Origin of the sequence: Mucilaginibacter polytrichastri (genome assembly GCF_001911425.1) — a bacterium.
Classification (GTDB): domain Bacteria; phylum Bacteroidota; class Bacteroidia; order Sphingobacteriales; family Sphingobacteriaceae; genus Mucilaginibacter; species Mucilaginibacter polytrichastri.
Window position 1 is genome coordinate 4,592,249 of the sequence record NZ_MPPL01000001.1, and the last position, 18,579, is coordinate 4,610,827.

At 42.0% G+C, this 18,579-nt stretch carries 16 protein-coding genes and 1 pseudogene; 10 read left to right on the top strand and 7 right to left on the bottom strand.

Features of this window, described 5'->3' with window-relative positions; translation table 11 throughout:
• Nucleotides 1-297 (top strand): annotated as a pseudogene (locus RG47T_RS26845) (GTPase HflX); the annotation flags it as partial.
• A gap of 213 nt (nt 298-510) precedes the next feature.
• Here RG47T_RS26845 and RG47T_RS19720 read toward each other — a convergent pair.
• Together RG47T_RS19720 and mqnB are read right to left on the bottom strand one after the other, a co-directional pair.
• Nucleotides 511-1,362, bottom strand: coding sequence for a menaquinone biosynthesis family protein (locus tag RG47T_RS19720; RefSeq protein WP_074491161.1), 852 nt, complete (start codon nt 1,360-1,362; stop codon nt 511-513).
• A 54-nt stretch (nt 1,363-1,416) separates the two neighbouring features.
• On the bottom strand, nt 1,417-2,109 hold the full coding sequence (mqnB, locus tag RG47T_RS19725) for a futalosine hydrolase (protein ID WP_074491162.1): 693 nt from the start codon (nt 2,107-2,109) through the stop codon (nt 1,417-1,419).
• 77 nt (nt 2,110-2,186) lie between these two features.
• Between mqnB and RG47T_RS19730 the strand changes: the two genes are divergently transcribed.
• From RG47T_RS19730 to RG47T_RS19745, 4 genes are all read left to right on the top strand, one after another.
• Complete coding sequence (locus tag RG47T_RS19730; protein ID WP_074491163.1) at nt 2,187-2,603, top strand: 6-pyruvoyl trahydropterin synthase family protein; 417 nt, start codon at nt 2,187-2,189, stop codon at nt 2,601-2,603.
• Nucleotides 2,604-2,611: 8 nt separating this feature from the next.
• Nucleotides 2,612-3,253, top strand: a complete 642-nt coding sequence (folE, locus tag RG47T_RS19735) for a GTP cyclohydrolase I FolE (RefSeq protein WP_074491164.1) — start codon at nt 2,612-2,614, stop codon at nt 3,251-3,253.
• 165 nt (nt 3,254-3,418) lie between these two features.
• Nucleotides 3,419-4,306, top strand: a complete 888-nt coding sequence (gene fabD, locus RG47T_RS19740) for an ACP S-malonyltransferase (RefSeq protein WP_074491165.1) — start codon at nt 3,419-3,421, stop codon at nt 4,304-4,306.
• A 71-nt stretch (nt 4,307-4,377) separates the two neighbouring features.
• A complete protein-coding gene (locus RG47T_RS19745; RefSeq protein WP_074491166.1) occupies nt 4,378-8,112 on the top strand; it encodes an ATP-binding protein in 3,735 nt (1,244 codons plus the stop codon).
• A gap of 49 nt (nt 8,113-8,161) precedes the next feature.
• Here RG47T_RS19745 and RG47T_RS19750 read toward each other — a convergent pair whose 3' ends face one another.
• Complete coding sequence (locus RG47T_RS19750; RefSeq protein WP_074491167.1) at nt 8,162-9,358, bottom strand: TIGR03435 family protein; 1,197 nt, start codon at nt 9,356-9,358, stop codon at nt 8,162-8,164.
• Nucleotides 9,359-9,489: 131 nt separating this feature from the next.
• Here RG47T_RS19750 and RG47T_RS19755 point away from each other — a divergent pair, with 131 nt between their 5' ends.
• The gene (locus RG47T_RS19755) at nt 9,490-11,010 is read left to right on the top strand and encodes a sensor histidine kinase (RefSeq protein ID WP_074491168.1); all 1,521 of its coding nucleotides are present in this window, start codon (nt 9,490-9,492) and stop codon (nt 11,008-11,010) included.
• Nucleotides 10,982-11,662, top strand: a complete 681-nt coding sequence (locus tag RG47T_RS19760; protein ID WP_171972569.1) for a response regulator transcription factor — start codon at nt 10,982-10,984, stop codon at nt 11,660-11,662. Before RG47T_RS19755 ends, RG47T_RS19760 begins: the two co-directional genes overlap by 29 nt.
• Before the next feature lie 79 nt (nt 11,663-11,741).
• Here RG47T_RS19760 and RG47T_RS19765 read toward each other — a convergent pair whose 3' ends face one another.
• Entirely contained in the window at nt 11,742-12,659 is a 918-nt protein-coding gene (locus RG47T_RS19765) for a DUF8428 domain-containing protein (protein WP_074491169.1), read from the bottom strand.
• A 266-nt stretch (nt 12,660-12,925) separates the two neighbouring features.
• Between RG47T_RS19765 and RG47T_RS19770 the strand changes: the two genes are divergently transcribed.
• On the top strand, nt 12,926-14,482 hold the full coding sequence (locus RG47T_RS19770) for a glycoside hydrolase family 10-like protein (RefSeq protein ID WP_074491170.1): 1,557 nt from the start codon (nt 12,926-12,928) through the stop codon (nt 14,480-14,482).
• On the opposite strand, the gene RG47T_RS19775 is transcribed toward RG47T_RS19770, so the two are convergent.
• The 3 genes from RG47T_RS19775 to acpS form a co-directional block, all read right to left on the bottom strand.
• Nucleotides 14,479-15,228 (bottom strand): SDR family NAD(P)-dependent oxidoreductase, encoded by a 750-nt coding sequence (locus RG47T_RS19775; protein ID WP_074491171.1) that lies wholly within the window; start codon nt 15,226-15,228, stop codon nt 14,479-14,481. The two genes, RG47T_RS19770 and RG47T_RS19775, sit on opposite strands and share 4 nt — an antisense overlap.
• Before the next feature lie 71 nt (nt 15,229-15,299).
• Nucleotides 15,300-16,577, bottom strand: coding sequence for a flexirubin biosynthesis putative acyl-CoA ligase FlxY (gene flxY / locus RG47T_RS19780; RefSeq protein ID WP_074491172.1), 1,278 nt, complete (start codon nt 16,575-16,577; stop codon nt 15,300-15,302).
• Between the two features lies 1 nt (nt 16,578).
• A complete protein-coding gene (gene acpS / locus RG47T_RS19785) occupies nt 16,579-16,953 on the bottom strand; it encodes a holo-ACP synthase (RefSeq protein WP_074491173.1) in 375 nt (124 codons plus the stop codon).
• A gap of 132 nt (nt 16,954-17,085) precedes the next feature.
• On the opposite strand from acpS, the gene RG47T_RS19790 reads away from it, so the two are divergent.
• Complete coding sequence (locus RG47T_RS19790) at nt 17,086-18,210, top strand: alpha/beta hydrolase (protein ID WP_171972570.1); 1,125 nt, start codon at nt 17,086-17,088, stop codon at nt 18,208-18,210.
• Nucleotides 18,211-18,391: 181 nt separating this feature from the next.
• On the top strand, nt 18,392-18,579 hold a 188-nt coding region (locus RG47T_RS26180; RefSeq protein WP_216351082.1), incomplete at its 3' end, for a hypothetical protein.

An 18,579-nucleotide genomic window follows, 5' to 3' on the forward strand; every position in this document is an offset into this window, starting at 1 on the left:
GACCAGATTCGCACGGTAAACGAAACCTTGAAAGAACTGGGTGCTATCGACAAGCAAATGATCACCGTTTTTAACAAGATAGACGCTTATCAGCCCATCCAGGTACATGCCGAAGATGAAGCTCACCAGTTAACTTTAGAGGAGTTTAAAAACAGCTGGATGGCGAATAATAACAGCCCGGCGATATTTATCTCGGCACTGCATAAAGAAAATATTGATGAATTCAGGAAGCTATTATATGATCATATCGTGGCTATACATAGTGTAAGATATCCTTACGATCATTTGCTTTATTAAGAGAGGCGAGAATCAGGAATCAAGATTTTAAAAAAGGCGAAATGCGATTGCAATGCAATCGCATTTCGCCTTTTTTGTCATTCAGAGAGCCAGCGAAGAATCTTCTGCGCCTGGTAATTCTACTGAGCAAATCGAACTATCTATTGAAGAAGATTCTTCGCTGGCTCTCTGAATGACAAAAAATAACATAACCACTGTTCTCCCTTTAGAGGATTAAGTGGCTACAAATATCTCACCATTTATCTCCGGAATAATCCCCTTCTCTTTCGCGGTATCAAACAATAAATTAATCGCTTTCCTGCCTTCTATGCCCAATTCAACCGAGTATTTGTTAACGTAAAGATCAATATGCTTATACATCACCTCTTCGCTCATTTCCTGGGCATGAGAGCGGATAAACTCCAGTCCCGATTTTGGATCGGCAAAGGCAAACTCAACCGATTTGCGGATGAGGCGGTTTACTTTCTGCTGCACCTCTAGTGGCAGATTACGGTTTACCACTATACCACCAAGCGGTATGGCACAACCGGTTTCCTTTTCCCAGTAATCGCCCAGGTCAATGATTTTTTTTAGGCCTTTGTTCTGGTAGGTAAAGCGGTTTTCGTGGATAATTAATCCTACATCAACTTTTCCTGTTAGTACAGCATCTTCAATTTCAGAAAAAACAAGCTCTTGTTTATTGGTTGCCTGCGGGAAAGCCAAGCCTAACAAAAAGTTGGCTGTGGTGTACTTCCCGGGGATGCCAATCCTTACATCAGCGCCGGATGTTTTAAGTTTCTCACGTAACTCATCCGGGTCGCATTTACAAATCAGCATCGGACCAACACCAAAACCCAGGGCACTACCTGCATCCAATAAAGCATATTGGTTTACCATGTAAGCGAAGGCATGGTAGCTTAGCTTAGTAATATCCAATTCGCCACGGAAAGCTTTTTGGTTCAGCGTTTCCACGTCATCATAAAACACTTCAAATTCTAAACCTTCGGTATCTATTTTATGGTGAATAAGGGCATCGAAAATAAAAGTATCATTGGGGCATGGCGAAAAGCCAAGTGTTAGTTTCATAGTAGTGAATTTTGAATGGTGAGTTGCGAGTTAAAAGCACTCCCTTTGTAAAACTCAGGACTCACTATTCAAAACCCGCAACATACTTTCGGCAAATGTATTTAGATTTTTAACGGCTAAACCTATCTTCCAGGCATCGCGATTACGTTTTTCTACATAATTTGACACTGCTCTGATTTGCACACAAGCTATACCGGCCTGCCGGCAGGCATAAAATACAGCCGCTCCTTCCATGCTTTCCAATTGCGGGTTCAGTCGCTCTGCTATTTTTTCTATCGATGCCTCATTACCATGCACCTTGTTAACCGTAATGGCTTTTACCTGTTTAATGTTTAAAAATGGGTGCCCGTTAGGCTTATAGGTTATTTCACCAAAACCCAAATTGGTTAAAGAGAGAAAGCGCCCATCATCTTCGGCACCAAGTTCAGAGAAAGTATCTTCAATAATCTCTACCACCTCGCCAAGAACTATATTACGATCAAAGCTACCTGCAATACCCAGGTTAATTACCAGATCATATTTATTTACGGCCAAATGTGTACCCAAAGCATAAGCAGTAGCCACCATACCAACGCCGGTAATAAGGATCTCTATTTGTTTGCTACCGATGTTAAAAGACAAATCCTTATCAACCGCATCAATGCTCCCGGCATCAGATTCTGTACTCCAGGCACCCGATTCTGACTCCAGTGTCTCTATCAGCGAGCCTATCTCGACCCTTGTAGCTGCTACAATTAATATATGCATGGCTTAATTATTTGATGACTAAGATAAAACAACCTGCCTGTTTTTGTTTTGTATATTTGCACCAATTATTAGTTATGATGATACATATAACGCGCAAAGAGCATTTTAATGCAGCTCACCGAATGTACCGGGAAGAGTGGAGCGCCGAGAAAAACCAGGAAGTATTTGGCAAATGCGCCAACCCTAACTGGCACGGGCATAATTACAACCTGTTTGTAACTGTAAAAGGCGAAATAACCCATGCTACGGGCTATTTGATAGATCTTAAAGAATTAAAAGAGATCATCAATGAACACGTGATAGAAAAACTGGACCACAAGAACCTGAATCTTGACGTGCCCTTTATGGCAGGCAAAATGGCTTCGACCGAGTTGCTGACCATTGAGATCTTTAATCAGTTAAAAGGCCCTATTGAAGCTTACGAAGGTGTATTTTTACACTCTGTTAGATTATTTGAAACCGAAAATAACTCCGCCGAATACTTTGGCGATTAATATTATTTATGGACCACGACGATGACAACCTGCCCGACCGCGATGCGGGAATAGAGGGATACCAGAAAATAGACCGTTACAACCCTCAATTGATTGAGAGCCTGAGTGGCCACTACCATGAGGTATTAAAACAAATTGGCGAAAACCCCGAGCGCGAAGGTCTACTTAAAACCCCCGAGCGCGTAGCCAAAGCACTGATGTACCTTACCCATGGTTATGATCTGGATGCCAAAGAGATCCTAAAATCGGCCATGTTTAAAGAGGAGTACAGCCAAATGGTGGTAGTAAAAGACATTGAAGTATACTCGATGTGTGAACACCATATGCTGCCTTTTTTTGGCAAGGCACATATTGCTTACATCCCCAACGGGCATGTGGTAGGCTTAAGCAAAATACCGCGCATAGTTGATGTATTTGCCCGTCGCCTGCAGGTACAAGAACGCCTGACTAACGAAATTCGCGATTGTATCCAGGAAACACTTAACCCTATTGGTGTTGGTGTGGTAATAGAGTGCCGCCACCTTTGCATGAGCATGCGTGGTGTGCAAAAGCAAAACTCGGTAACCACCACATCGGCATTTACGGGCGCATTTTTAATGGATAAAACACGTACGGAATTTTTAAATTTGATCTCTTCAAAACTGTCATAATAATATCGTCATTGCGAGGTACCTTGTTGTATAAGCCTCACCCAACCCTCTCCGAAGGAGAGCGTATTAAGAAGTCTCCCCTTCCGGGGGAGATTTAGAGGGGGCTTCGCCATTGCTTCGTTCCTCGCGATGACAAATTGAACTTAATCAACTAATAACCAAACATTGAAAGCATACATATTCCCCGGTCAGGGTGCCCAGTTTATTGGCATGGGAAAAGACCTTTACGAGCAGTCTGAACAAGCACATTCACTTTTTGAACAAGCTAACGAAATTTTAGGTTTCCGCATCACCGACATTATGTTTAGCGGTACTGAAGACCAACTTAAACAAACCAGCGTTACCCAACCGGCAATATTTTTACACTCAGTAATATTAGCCACCGTTTTGGGCAATGAGTTTAAACCAGAAATGATTGCCGGCCACTCACTGGGCGAATTTTCTGCATTGGTTTCTGCCGGAGCGTTATCTTTCGAAGACGGTTTACGTTTAGTAGCCGCACGGGCTAACGCCATGCAAAAAGCCTGCGAAATTCAACCCTCAACCATGGCCGCGGTTTTAGGCCTGGATGATTTTACGGTAGAGGATATTTGCCATCGGGTTAGCGACATTGTGGTACCGGCAAATTACAATTGCCCAAGCCAATTAGTAATATCAGGCACAATTGCCGGCGTAGACAAGGCCTGCGAACTATTATTAGCAGCTGGCGCAAAAAGAGCTTTAAAATTAAACGTAGGTGGTGCATTCCACTCGCCGCTAATGGAATCAGCACGTGTTGAATTGGAGGCTGCTATTATAGCTACTGAAGTTAAAGCACCTATATGCCCCATCTATCAAAATATCGATGCCAAACCATATACAGACCCTGAGCATATTAAGCGCAACCTTATTTTGCAGCTTACAGGTGCCGTTAGGTGGACACAAATTGTAAAACACATGCTGGAAGATGGAGCAACCTCATTTACCGAAGTTGGGCCGGGCAATGTATTGCAAGGCCTGGTAAAAAAAGTAGACCGCGCCATACCAACCAGTAGCGCATCTATAGCACAATAAAAAATTTAAAAGCCACAAACTAAAGTGGCTTTTATTTTTTATACTAAATTTACCCATCAACACTGCCATTTTTGACCGCTCTTGCTAAAATACGCCTGCTACTGGCACTTATCTGCGCCAGCCTTTTACTTACAGCTGTAGTTGTACAGCATACCTATACCCCAAAAAACAACCTAGAACAACCTGGACAAGCGCTAGAACGTTCTTTGAACGCCAAAGAAGCTTACATAAATAACATTTTAAACAACAAAGCAAGTTTCGATAGTTTACGCACGTTGCCTAACAGCGAAAGCCGCTCGCTTAATTTCATTAAAGAGGTAACTACCCAAAACAGAGTGTGGCTGGCAACCATGGTAAACAATCGATTAACTTTTTGGAGCGGCGTAAAAGTATTGCCAGATACACTGCGACCCATAAAAGAAGGGCGTTCATTTGTAAAAATGCCCAATGGTTATTACGAAGCTATCCGTAAAACATCAGGTAATTTTACAGCTATTTTTTACATACCTGTTAAATGGGGATATAGCCTGCAAAACAAATACCTACAAAATATTTTTGACGAAGGCCTTACCGCCGACAGCAGTTTAGCACTTGCCGACATTACTGATAAAAATGTTTACTACATACACAGTATAGATCACCAGTACTTGTTTTCGGTAAAAATTAAACCCAACCACACCAATCATAATTTTTACCTGTTTGTAACTATACTTTGGGTGCTCAGTTTTACCTGCATGTGCTTGCTGATACATGTTTTGTGTAAATACATAGCAACTAAAGGGTATCTGCTGCTTTCTTTTTTTACGCTTGCTGCTTTTATAATATTACTGCGCACCGCAAACCAGGTATTTCACTGGCCCGGTTATGTATCTCAGTTTAGCCTGTTCGATCCAAAATATTATTCGGCCGGACCTGTATTTCCCTCCCTGGGCGATTTTTGCATTAACATGCTCATGCTATTCTGGTTTATTGCCTTTATTTACAAATACAGGCATCATCTTATTAAACCAGTTAGAAATAAACCGCTAGGATATATCATCATTTCGGGTTGCGTTATTACCATACTGTCAGGACTGGTTTTATTTGTAAACCTATTTTACCACATGGTTATTACATCAAAGGTAAACTTTGATGTAAGCAACGTACTCAACCTTTCGCTTTACAGCCTGATAGGTATTATCATGGTATGTTTTATCTTCCTCATTATTAACCTGGCCGATGAAATATTACTTGTAATTGCCCAAAGGGTTAAAATACCAGTAATGCATAAAGCAGTATTGCTTTTTATAGGGGTTATTATAGCCACTATTATTAACAGCATTTATGCTCCATTTACACTGTTTTATATATTTGCAGGGCTGGTAGTAGCTATAAGGGCTTACGTGGTATGGTATAAAAACGGGCAAATTAACGCTACTGCATTTTTAGGTGTGCTAATATTAAGCGCGCTTATCGCATCTGTTAAACTAAATGCGTTTCAAAACCAGCGGGAACACGAAAACCGCAAACTCCTTATTAAAAAGCTGGAAGCAGCTGATGACAAAGGCGCCGACTTTATTTTTAGCAAAATTGAACAGCAGATCATAACCGATAAATTTTTGACCCGCTATTTTGAAGACAATATTCATAATAACGATTATCTGCGTTCCCATTTTCAAAAAACCTACTTCGACGGCTACCTATCTAAATACGACTTTAAGATCTATGAATTTGATAACAACGGAAAATCCATATCAAACGACAATACTTACATTTTAGATAACTTTAAGGATATGGTGGTTTTTAGCGCCATTAAAGTATCTAAATATTTTTACCGCGAAAACGATTCATTTGGGTTCCAAAGCTATTTTGCCTTGTTGCCACTACAGGTAGATGGCAAAAATTTGGGCACTTTTGTAATTGCACTAAAATCTAAACCGCTGCAATACACCAACTCATTTCCAGAACTATTGGTAGATGAGCAGCTAAAGCTTGACAATGAATTTAAGGGATACTCTTACGCATTTTATAGCGACAATCATCTGTTAAGCCAAAGCGGCCAGTACACTTATAACTTATTTAACAATGAGTTTAACGGGCCTACCAAACAATATTTGTTTAAAAACACATCGGGAAACGACCAGCCGTGGTATAAGGCATTTACCAATTTTAATCACCTCATTTACAAGCCCAGCGCTCGAAAAACGATCGTGATCAGTAAACTGGAATATCCGGTACTGTATGGCATCACATCATTAACCTTCTTTTTTGTACTGATGCTGATATTCAACGCCATTGTAATGGGGTCAAGATGGCTGTGGGACCATGTAAGGTTTATTACCATTAATGATAAAGATATTTTTTGGAATTTCAATGTCAATTTCGACCAGATACTTTACAAAACGCGCATCCAGTTCTCCATGATATTTGCTGTAGTAGTTACCCTGCTACTGGTGGGTATCATTACCTATTTTTCTATTACAGCACAATATCACGAACAACAGGTAAGCTCTATTACAGATCGTATCACCCGGATAGCGTCTGCATTTGAAAACCATATCGACAACCAAACAACGCCCCTTAATCCCGAAACACAGGTAAGCTTTAACGCCTTTGCCGACGCCTACTCTACCGATTTAACGCTGTACGACCGCGACGGTAAATTGCTTTACACCACGCAACCTAAAATATATAACCTGGGCCTGCTGGCACCACGTATGAACGGCAAGGCATATGTATATCTGAGTAAATTGCAAAAATCTGAACTGGTAAATGAAGAGCACATTGGCAACCTCAGTTATACAGCTGGTTATGCACCTATACGCAACGCGCAAAATGAGACCGTGGCCTTTTTGCAACTGCCCTTCTTCTCAAACGAGGCCGAATTAACCGAACGCATCGGCGCATTGCTTAACGCCATGATTAATATTTATGCGCTGATATTTATTGCTATAGGCTTGTTTGCCATATTGGTAGCAAGGCAAATTACCAACCCGCTTAGTTTTATACAGCATAGCCTCAGCAAAACCATTTACGGCCGCAAAAACGAACCTATTGTTTGGCGACGCAATGATGAGATAGGCTCGCTGGTGAAAGAATACAATAATATGATTGCCGCGCTGGAGTATAGCGCCAGCCGCCTGGCGCAATCTGAGCGCGAAAGCGCCTGGCGCGAAATGGCCAAACAAGTTGCCCATGAAATTAAAAACCCGCTAACCCCACTAAAACTAGGCTTGCAACTGCTCGAAAAATCATGGAAGGATAAAGACCCGAAGTTTGATGCCAAGTTCGAGCGTTTCAGCAAATCGTTTGTGGAGCAGATCGAGAGCCTTTCATCAATTGCGTCTGAGTTTTCGGCCTTTGCCAAAATGCCCGATACCCGTATGCAAAAGCTGGATGTTATTGAGTTACTTACCCAAGCCGTTACCATTTTTAAACAAATGGATAACGTAACCATCCATTTCAATGCGCCCGAACAACCTTTCCTAATTATTGCAGACCGCGACCAGTTGCTGCGCTGCTTTAATAACCTACTCAAAAACGCAATTGAAGCCATGCCGCCGAGCCGGCCGGGTATCATTGATATTGATTATAGCATTGAAGGCCGCTCTATCCTTATCAACGTACGCGATAATGGTAATGGTATCCCCGAAAACTTACGCACCAAAATATTTGAACCCAATTTCACTACCAAAAGCTCGGGTACAGGCTTGGGTTTAGCATTTGTAAAAAACTCGATCGAAAATGCCGGTGGTAAAGTATGGTTCGAAACGGTGCTGGAAAAGGGCACTGTGTTTCATTTAAACTTGCCGCAGGCACAGGCGTAAGGAGAAGCAGGAATTGAGAACCAGGAATCAAAAGTAAATTTTGAACCGGTTATCTAAGTACAAGCATATCAATATTCCTTTCGGCTTCAATAAGTTTTAACCCCAAGTTGTGGAGAGCGTTTTGCAGGTCGCCTTTCTTTTCTGCCATGTATGTGAATTTGATATTATAAAGGTTATTATTACCCGTCTCATCCAATACCGGTCTGTTAACAAGGCCAAAGTTTTCAAGGTAATCTGCTATACAATTTAGCCGCACGCTCTCACCGTTAAAACTTCCACTGCCTCCATCAAAGTCTTTCTCTTCAATATGGGATCTATTGAGCAAATTTACTTTAGCAGAATCTGCAATAGTAAGTATGTACACTGGCTTTACCCTTTTTTCTATACTGGCCTGAAGTTCGAACCTGGTTTTTAATTCATTTTGCAAAGTCGTAAACAACATTTTCTCCTGCCCTTTTGGCACTATAATATCCATACAGTAATTTTGCTTATCTTCTTTCACCACTCGGTTTGGTGTCTGGTCTATTGTTCGCTTATTAGAAAAATTACCGTAAGCAATCCTATAAATGATCTCCAATGGAACGTTGATCATGCAAATACGCCTGTTTTTAAATACCGGGCTTTGCTGGTATGATTTAGATGAACTACCTGCTCCTTTAATTTCGGGTTGTATTAAAAAACGGCTTTGCGTATTTGTATCTGTCGGGAAATAGGTATCCCAAGGGTTCTCATCTCTTATTGTATCTTCTTTTAGCGGCAAATTAATTCTTATACCCTGTATTACATCAGCAATAACCTTTGCTGTAATATTTTGCGGTTCGGTAATGGCAACAACGGTTCCATTTTCATCTATTAATACCGAATGAGGTATAATATGGTATGGAAAATATTTGCCGAAATTATCGGCAGTATCTATAGCAAACCACAGGTTAGAGGGCTGATTAATTAAAAATTGTTTCACGCGCTTTTCCTTCTCTGTACTTACAGTTATTACCTGGAACTTACCGGCATACGTTTTTTGAAGCTTTTGTAAATGACCCATGGCCTCCACACAGGGGCTGCACCAAGTAGCCCAAAACTCTAATAAAATTACCTTACCTTTTAAAGCTGCTAAACCGGTTGACTTAACCGGGGCATTAAGCAATGTACCAACCTGTGCATCAGTAACTTGCTGCCCAATTTTCACCTGTGCCGATGCCAATCCTAAAGTAGAAATGAAGAATATTATCAGTATAAATTGTTTCATATGCTGCTGCCTTTTTGTTTAGCCAAACCTATGTTAAAGCATTATTGCTAAGTACTAACCAGTGTTAAGCAGTGTTAATTAGTGTTAACATTGGGGTGATATGCCACAGCCGATTTGTATTTTGCAGCATCATGAATAAAAAAATTAACCTGGTAATTGGCCTCATGACCTTGTGTACTGCCTTTTTGCTGGGTTTACAATTTTATTGGAATTATACCGCTTACCAAAGCAGTGTGCGCGTTTTTAAAAGCGACATTAATGATGCATTGGATAAGTCTGTAAACCGGCTGATGGACCTGCGCCGCGATGAATTTGCGGCCCGGTATAAAAGCTGGCTGGCAGATACTAATATTGTGATTATTACAGGCCGATACGACCAAAAATCTGAAGCCACCAAATTTACTATTCGTGATAAATACCCCAATTACGAACGTATCCCATTTGATATTGGCTTTAATTATAGCAAGCGTATTACCCATATTACCCCCGAAGCCCGTATGTTTTTCTTAAAGACGTTTACCAAAGACGTGTTAATGAATGATCTGCAATCCGGTTCAGCTTATTATTATACAGAACACCTGGGCAAGCTACTTTCAACTGCTTTTAAAAATGACCGCCTGGACATAACGCGACTGAAAGCCATCTACAGCAATGAATTAGCACAGCGCGATATAAGGAATAATTTTGAGTTAAAATTTACTAAAGAAATATTTAAAGGGTGGAGTACGCCCAACAAGCCATTACCCGGTTACACGTATAGTACCCGCCAGTTTAACTATGGATTTCATCGCCCCAAAATTGGTGTTAATGCTTTTTTCATAAACCCTAACCTTATCTTTTTTCAAAAAATGAAATGGGTATTGTTAAGCTCCCTGCTGCTTATTGCTATTACCATTGGTTGCTACGCTTACACCGTAAAAACCATGCTATCGCAAAAAAAACTGGCTAAGCTTAAAGATGATTTTGTGAACAACATGACCCATGAGCTGAAAACCCCTGTAGCCACCATCAGCATAGCAGCAGAGGCCATTCAGGATTTTAACCTCACTAGGATATCTGCGGATGAATACTTGAGTATTATACGCTACCAGGCAGCAAATCTTACCCACCTCATAGACCAGATCCTGAAAAGCATTGTGAACGACCAGGGCATCATCAGCCTTAACCGCGAGCCAATTTGCTTAACGGCTATTATCAGCAACTGCATCCACCAATATCAGCCACAGTTACAGGCTAAAAATGCAATATTAAACACGAATATCCCGGCTAATGAAATTTACATTATTGGCGATACCATGCACATGGGTAACGTGCTGGCCAACCTGCTGGATAATGCCATTAAATATGGAAGCGATAAACCTGTTATTACTATCGAAGCAACGGCTGTAAATGAATGGATCACTGTTAGTATTACCAATAATGGTGCAGGTATCCCGGCAGAATATCAGGATAAAGTATTTGACAAATTTTTCAGGGTGCCGTCCGGCAATATCCATAATGTAAAAGGCTATGGGCTAGGCCTAAGCTATGCCCGCTCGGTTATACAGCAGCACGGTGGCAGCCTAATACTAACCGGCACAAACAAAGCAACTACATTTACAATTAAACTCCCACTAGTTACCCATGAGGTTGGCCAGCATACTATTGCTTGAGGATGAGCTGCAGCTTGCCAAAATTGTAACCGAAACCCTGCAAAGCCGTGGTTTTGCGGTAACGCATTTAAACAATGGCCGCCTGGGTTTACAAGCCGTTTATAAAACCGATTTTGATATTTGCGTGGTTGATGTAATGATGCCTTTTATGGATGGCTTTACTTTTGTAAAAGAGCTGCGCAAGGTAAACCCAACTATCCCAGTGCTGTTTTTAACAGCCCGCTCGCAAGATAAAGATGTGGTTGAAGGCTACAGTACCGGCGGTAATGATTACCTCAAAAAACCGTTCAGCCTGGAAGAACTCATCCTGCGGATTAATGAATTACTACGCCGCAACAATCACCAAACCGAGAAAGCAGCACCTGTTAGCATAGGCACATTCTATTTTTATCCTCAACGGCAGGAGCTTACCAATAATGAAGTAATTATTAAACTTTCGCACAAAGAGAGCGAGCTTTTATACTTACTGGCGCAGCATAAAAACCAACTGCTTGATCGTAAAGCCACCCTGTTAAAACTTTGGGGAGATGACAATTCATTCAACGTACGCACCATGGATGTTTTTATCACCAAACTACGGAAACATTTACAAGCAGACCTCAGCATCCAGATCATCAACGTGCGAGGGCTCGGCTATAAATTAATCGCATAGCTTTCTTTCTACCTTAACTTATCGCATAAAAAAGCCCGGCTACTTTAAGCAGTCGGGCTTTACTATTGATCAATTTTAATTATCGTAATGTTACCGTTGTTTTCCCCATTGTAAAACCATCGGCATATAAAATTACCGTGTATGCTCCTTTTTGAAAGGCTGTAGGGTTTAACCAGTCTATCGTGTAGCTGGTATCATCATTTTTATATTCGATAGAAGTTTTGTAGGTAAACTGCAAATCTTGTGCATCGGCGCTAAAGGTACCAGAGTCATCCTGCGTAATCAGGTTACCGGCCGGGTCAATTACACGCACATAAATATCGTGCATGCCCTGGGTAGCAATGGTATTGTTAACTACCGTAAAGTTGATCTTTAACTTTTTAACGTTCTTAGCCTTATCATTGGTCGACTCTTTACCATTATCCTTCACCTTGTAAGATACAGCCGTCATGCCCGAAGTCTTCAGGGCCGAACCTACCTGTACTTTGGTATTCAGGTCTTTATTTTCTGCTTCAAGGCTGGTAGCTTTGGTGCTTACTGTGGCTAAGTTGGTTTTAAGCGTATCCCTTTCTGTTGTTAAACTGGCATTTTGCTTTTTCAGTTCCTCCAGGTCAGCAGTGTATTTGGTTACAAAATAGCGTAACTGTTTTACATCCTCCTGGGCTTTAGATAGCTCTGCTGCTGTTAATTTACCTTTAGCCAGCTGTACGCGTAAATACTTGATCTTAGTTTGCAGCGAATCGTTTTTGGCGATCATATCTGCAGTTAATTTGGTTTTGCTTGAGTTTACCTGTTGTATCTGCGCCTCCAGGCTATCGAGTTCGGTTTGCAAGCGTGTTTTTTCATCATTCTGATATACTACTTTTTCATCTGTTCCTCTTTTTTGGTAGTATAGGTATACATCGGTACCGAGTAAAGCCACTACAACCACAATCAGAAAATAAATAACGTTTGAGTTTTTTCTGGAATTAGAATTTTGTTCCGGTTGGTTCTCCATAAGTATCTCTTTAAGTGATAAATGTGCTAATGCAGTTTATAAATTGGTTTTAAGCATCGCAAACTGCTGCATCAACGTTTTGCGATTATACAAAAATTATTATTAACAGAAGCCCTGTTAACTATAACACAAACCCTGTAAGCCGTATTTAGTTTAAAAATAAATACTATATCATAAACACAAAATACACCAAATTATTGCATTTAATACTAAAACCCCATTGTTTAAAGTTTCTATATCTTTGCAGCTCTTAAAAAATAAAGGTAATGTCTACAGGTAAACGTTTGATTTTTATACTTCTTGCAGTACTATTTTTCACCCATGCACAAGCGCAAACCGATACCGCCAAAGTAAGGCAAAAAGCACCCAAGCGCGAATTTAGGGGCGTGTGGGTAGCAACGGTAATGAATATAGACTGGCCAAGCAGCGTAAACCTTACCTCTGATAAGCAAAAAGAACAGCTGATCCGCATATTAGATTTTCACCAGCAAAGCAACATGAACGCGGTAATGTTCCAGGTACGGCCTGCAGCCGATGCCTTTTATGCCAAAGGCCGCGAGCCGTGGTCGCGCTGGTTAACAGGCAAGCAGGGCAAGGCACCAGAGCCTTTTTATGATCCGCTTGAATTTGCCATTACAGAAGCCCATAAACGTGGCATGGAACTGCATGCCTGGGTTAATCCCTACCGCGCAACTGCCGATGCCAACTATACCAATATAGCACCTAACCACGCCACAAAAACACACCCCGATTGGTTTTTTATATACGGCGGCCAAAAGTTATTTAACCCGGGACTACCCGAAGTACGCGAATATATTGTACAGGTAATACTGGATATTGTTAAAAATTACGATGTAGACGGCATACATATGGACGACTACTTTTACCCCTACCTGATAGCTGGGCAAACCATACATGATGCAGATGCTTTTAAACAATATGGCAGCGCCTTTACCGACATCAGAGCGTGGCGACGCGATAACGTAGATTCGCTGATTAAAATGGTGGGCGACAGTATCCATAAATACAAACCCAATGTAAAATGGGGAATTAGCCCGCGCGGCGTATGGCGCAATAAAGATGAGGACATAGAGGGATCAGACACCCATGGTGGGCCATCTTACTCAGAAAACTACGCTGATACCCGCAAATGGATCCGCGAAGGATGGATAGATTATATTAACCCGCAAATTTACTGGCAAATGGGCAACCGTGCCGCTGCATTTGATAAACTGGTAGACTGGTGGGGCAATAATGCCAACGGCCGCCATGTATATATTGGCCAGGCGCCATACCGCATGGCCGAACCCCGCTCTTTCGCTTTTAAAAACCCGCGCGAATTGCCTAACCAGGTAAGATATGTACGCGGCAACCCAAGGGTACAGGGCAGTGTATATTTCAGCTCTAATTCATTAACAAGTAACTTTCTGGGCTTTACAGATTCGCTTCGTCAAAACTTTTATAAATACCCAGCCCTGCCACCAACCATGTTATGGCGCGATTCTATAGCGCCAAATGCGCCGCAGCAACTCGCTGCAATAAGCGGCCCTAAAGGAATCTTGCTTACCTGGCAGTCGCCCCCGCCGGCAAAAGACCTTGAGCCAACTTTTGGCTATGTGGTATACCGCTTTACCGGTGATGAAAAGATAGATATTGATGATCCTTCGCACATACTGCTAATTAAGTATAATACTGAACCATCACTGCTGGATAATACGGCACAAAAAGGTAAAAAATACATCTACGTAGTTACCGCCATTGACAGAATTAAGAACGAAAGCGAGCACTCCGAGCCATACAGTATTACAGTGCCGCTGCTCTAGCTATTCATTACCGCGCCCCCATTAATATCTAACGCCTGCCCGGTTACCGAACGTTGGTTAACCAAATAATATACCATATCGGCTATCTCTTCGGGCTGGCTCATGCGGCGTAGTGGTACGCTTTGCATGGCGATGTCGTAAAACGCTTGTTTGGTAATGCCAATGCTATCAGCAATACTTTGCAGGCCGCTTCGTGCCATATCAGTATCTACCCAGCCCGGGCAAATGGCGTTAACCAAAATATTTTCTTTGGCAAACTGTACAGCCCACGAGCGCATTAAACCTAGCAAGCCTGCCTTCGAGGCACAATACGCCGGATAATCGGGGACACCCAGCCTAGCCAAAACCGAGGATGTGATCAGAATATGCTTATCCCCTTCTGCTAAGCGCAGGTTAGGTAAAAAGGTATTTACAAAGTTATATGTGCCGGTAAGGTTGGTATCTATAATGGCATCCCAGCGGTCTTCAGTTCCCCAGTAATTTTCGCCGCCAATGCCCGAATTTGCAATTAATGCACTAATAGGCAGGTTGCCCAGTTGGCTGGCTGCATTTGCAAGGCTCTCTTTATCGCGAATGTCGGCTACCAAAACCTGGTGATTAGTCCCATCAAGTGTGGTTAAAGTCTGCAATAATTTATCGAGGTTACGGCCAAGTAAAACACACTGATTACCTGCCGAAGCTATTTTTTGAGCTATAGCACGGCCAATACCGCTGCCAGCACCGCTGATGATGTATATTTTAGACATAAGCGAAGGTGGTAATTTTAGAAACAAGAGACAAGAGCCGAGAAACAAGTGTCTTATCTCTTGCCTCTTTCTTAACCCCTTCTGTCAATAAACTTAACCGCTTTCCTCACAGTTTCTGGGAATTGCATTTTCTGGATCTCATCGGCAGTTACATACTTAATATGTGGGCTAACCCTTAACCGTGCCTGCAAGTAAGCGCGGATCTGATGATCGCATTCTTCGCTTATTACCGAGGGAACGATATGTAACAACACTTCATCCAATCCTACCTCATTGGGGTAAACTTCTACCACATAATCTAAAATTTCTTCCCGCTCATTCAATAGGTCGAAAAGTGCAGGCGGATAAAGCGTGGTACCTTTAAACTTAATCATTTGCTTTTTGCGGCCCAGTATGGGCGACAAGCGCCAGCTAGAACGGCCGCAGGCGCAAGGTTCATCAAAGTACATACAGATATCGCCGGTTTTGTAACGGAGCAGGGGCATGCCTTCTACCCCCAATGTGGTTATGGTGAGCTCGCCGGGGGTGTATGGGCCAACCGGGTTTTCGTCATCATCCAAAATCTCGGCAATCATCAAATCGGGCTGATAGTGTCCGCCGTGGCCCTGGTTGCATTCGGTAAAAGCCGTTTGCATCTCTGTGGAGGCATACGTTGAGTATAGATCGATCTGCCAGGAATCAGTAATCTTTTTCCCTAAAATATTCAGCGAAAAATCGGTGTTACGGATATTCTCACCTATACAAATCGCCTTTGTAACTGACGATGCGTTAACATCGATATTATTCTCCTTTGCGTATTTAATGAGCTTGAGTATAAATGATGGCACAGCCACAATAGCAGTTGGCTTTAATCGCTTAATGGTTTCCCACTGCAAGGAGGGCACTCCGGGGCCTAAACGAATAGCGCCCGCGCCCAGCTTGCGCAAACCCAGGTAGTAAGCCATGCCTGCCATAAACTGCCTGTCGAGCGTTAACATGAGTTGAAACAGATCATCTCTAGTACCATCTGCACTTACAAACGAGTTGTATTCGTTTTGTGCCAGGCGATCAAGATCTTTATCGGTAAGGGCAACAGTAACAGGGCCGCCCAGCGTGCCGGAAGTTGATGTGTATTCGATCACCTTTTCGGCAGGCACACATAAAAAATCGTGATTCCGCTGCTGCAAATCTTCTTTACTGGTGGTAGGTATCCGTGTTAAATCGGCAACGGTTTTTATTTTACTGATATCAATCTGATGCTTCGCAAACAGCTCTTTATAAAAAGGCGAATACTGTGAAAGGTAAGTTAATAACTCGCTTAATTTCTGTTCCTGTATAAGTATGGCTTCTTCTGCCTGCTGTCCTATCATGCTATTTTTCTATAATTACCACTGCCGATGCCATTGCTTTTACGTGCGTTAGCGATACCAATATGTTGGTAATGCGCATGGGCGCAAGGGTCTCAGCTGTTTCGCCCAACAAAAACAGTTCGGGCTTCCCATCCTCATTATTAATTACCTCTATCTCATTAAATGCAGTGCCGGCTAACCAGCCCGTGCCTAGTGCCTTAAAAAAAGCTTCTTTAGCAGCAAACCGCGCCGCATAATGTTCGTATTTATTGGTCTTAGATTCGCAATATTCAATTTCGGCCTCAGAGAATATCATTTCACGAAATTCGTCCGATTTTTCCATACCAGCCGAAATCCGGACTACTTCCACTAAATCTGTACCCAACCCTGCAATCATTTTTTATTATCTTGCATCTTTAAAATTCAAATGTAGTAAAAAAGCCAAAAGCCTAAGTTATTGGCTCATACTGCAAACAACCGTGAGGGTGTTTTGTAACGTATATTGTATTTTACCTGCTATAATATGTTTATGAAAAGATTTTTTTCCGCTGCTGCAATACTCTTTTTTGCTGTAAATACCCATGCCCAATTGCAGCGCAGGTATAAGGATATAGTGTTTAAGGAGGTTACTATAGACCAGGACCTTAGTTACGCTATCGGTAAGGACAAAAAGGCTCACCTGTTTGACCTTTATACCCCTCATGACGACAATATAAAAAAAAGGCCCTTGATTATCTGGATGCACGGCGGTGGCTTTCTGTTTGGATCTAAAGATGCCAAGGGCATTAAATTATGGAGCAATACATTTGCCCAGCGCGGTTATGTATGTGCGGCCATTAATTACAGTATGAGCAAAAAGAGCCCGATATTTGGGTTTAGCACCAGCGACCTGCAAAAGAGCGCTTATTATGCGGTGCTGGATTTAAAACAAGCCATCGCTTATTTCAAATCCAATGCAGATAAATATGGCATCGATACCAATAAGATTATTTTGGGGGGCAACTCTGCCGGTGGCATTATGGCTTTGCAAACCGCTTATACCAACAATGAACAGTTGGCCGAACAGGTTGGTATTACCAAAAGCGATGCAGACGCCCATCCAACTGAATTTATAAAAATTGCTGCCGTTGTTAATTTCTGGGGAGGGATATTCGATCTTCACTGGCTTAAAAACACCAAAGTACCTATTGTAAGTGTGTATGGCAGTACCGATGGTATTATTAATCCCGACCACAAAAACTCGTCGATATACGGCGCACTAGCCATACAACGCAAGGCCGATGAACTTAAAATACCTAATGCCGCCAAGGTGTTTGAAGGATACTCCCATGAGTTAGAAAAACATTTTAACCCTATATTTTCTGCCGATAAAGATACCCGCGAACGCTGGGAACAAGCCGGCCAATTTGCTGCCGATTTTCTTTATGAACAACTATTAATAGAAAAACCTAAAACAGTAAAAACAGGAACCACACTTGATTACAGAACCATGGGTTTAGGGGTTGAATCAAAAACTTCAAAAAAGAAAAAAATGCCTCTGGTTACGCCAAAATCTAAAACTATGGTTGCTGATACCGGTGGTACAAGTTTAGATTATAAAACCATGTGGAACGGCACCGAAGTAGCCCAGCCTGCTAGAAAGAAAAACAAGTAAAGTGAAAATAAAGCACTGGTAGATGAGACAAAGGATAGAATATTTTGTCCCTCATTTTTCATCCCATCTGTATTTTTGCCTGTTATCTAAGTAGTCTAATTTTTCCTTAATTTTGTCTTTTATATCACCAAAACCAAATTGGTAAAAATTTGTTCTAAAAGCAGATACATTTATTAAAACCATGAACTTTAACAAAATAATTATAGCCGCAGCCTTAACCGTATCCAGTATTGGGCTGGTAGAAGCCGCGCCATTAAAAGCCGCACCGGCGGTTGCCGCTGCAACTTTGCAGTTGCCCCCTCCGCCGCCGCGCCCGCCATTACCAAGGTTTCGTCGCCACAATACAAGGCATCATTACCGCACACGGCG

Bases quoted from the DNA above. Each gene is read 5' to 3' on its own strand.
- RG47T_RS19775 (WP_074491171.1), bottom strand. From the start codon at position 15,228: ATGTCTAAAATATACATCATCAGCGGTGCTGGCAGCGGTATTGGCCGT.
- RG47T_RS19770 (WP_074491170.1), top strand. From the start codon at position 12,926: ATGTCTACAGGTAAACGTTTGATTTTTATACTTCTTGCAGTACTATTT.
- RG47T_RS19760 (WP_171972569.1), top strand. From the start codon at position 10,982: ATGAGGTTGGCCAGCATACTATTGCTTGAGGATGAGCTGCAGCTTGCC.
- RG47T_RS19720 (WP_074491161.1), bottom strand. From the start codon at position 1,362: ATGAAACTAACACTTGGCTTTTCGCCATGCCCCAATGATACTTTTATT.
- RG47T_RS19750 (WP_074491167.1), bottom strand. From the start codon at position 9,358: ATGAAACAATTTATACTGATAATATTCTTCATTTCTACTTTAGGATTG.
- acpS (WP_074491173.1), bottom strand. From the start codon at position 16,953: ATGATTGCAGGGTTGGGTACAGATTTAGTGGAAGTAGTCCGGATTTCG.
- flxY (WP_074491172.1), bottom strand. From the start codon at position 16,577: ATGATAGGACAGCAGGCAGAAGAAGCCATACTTATACAGGAACAGAAA.
- RG47T_RS19790 (WP_171972570.1), top strand. From the start codon at position 17,086: ATGAAAAGATTTTTTTCCGCTGCTGCAATACTCTTTTTTGCTGTAAAT.
- RG47T_RS19755 (WP_074491168.1), top strand. From the start codon at position 9,490: ATGAATAAAAAAATTAACCTGGTAATTGGCCTCATGACCTTGTGTACT.
- RG47T_RS19765 (WP_074491169.1), bottom strand. From the start codon at position 12,659: ATGGAGAACCAACCGGAACAAAATTCTAATTCCAGAAAAAACTCAAAC.
- folE (WP_074491164.1), top strand. From the start codon at position 2,612: ATGGACCACGACGATGACAACCTGCCCGACCGCGATGCGGGAATAGAG.
- mqnB (WP_074491162.1), bottom strand. From the start codon at position 2,109: ATGCATATATTAATTGTAGCAGCTACAAGGGTCGAGATAGGCTCGCTG.
- RG47T_RS19730 (WP_074491163.1), top strand. From the start codon at position 2,187: ATGATACATATAACGCGCAAAGAGCATTTTAATGCAGCTCACCGAATG.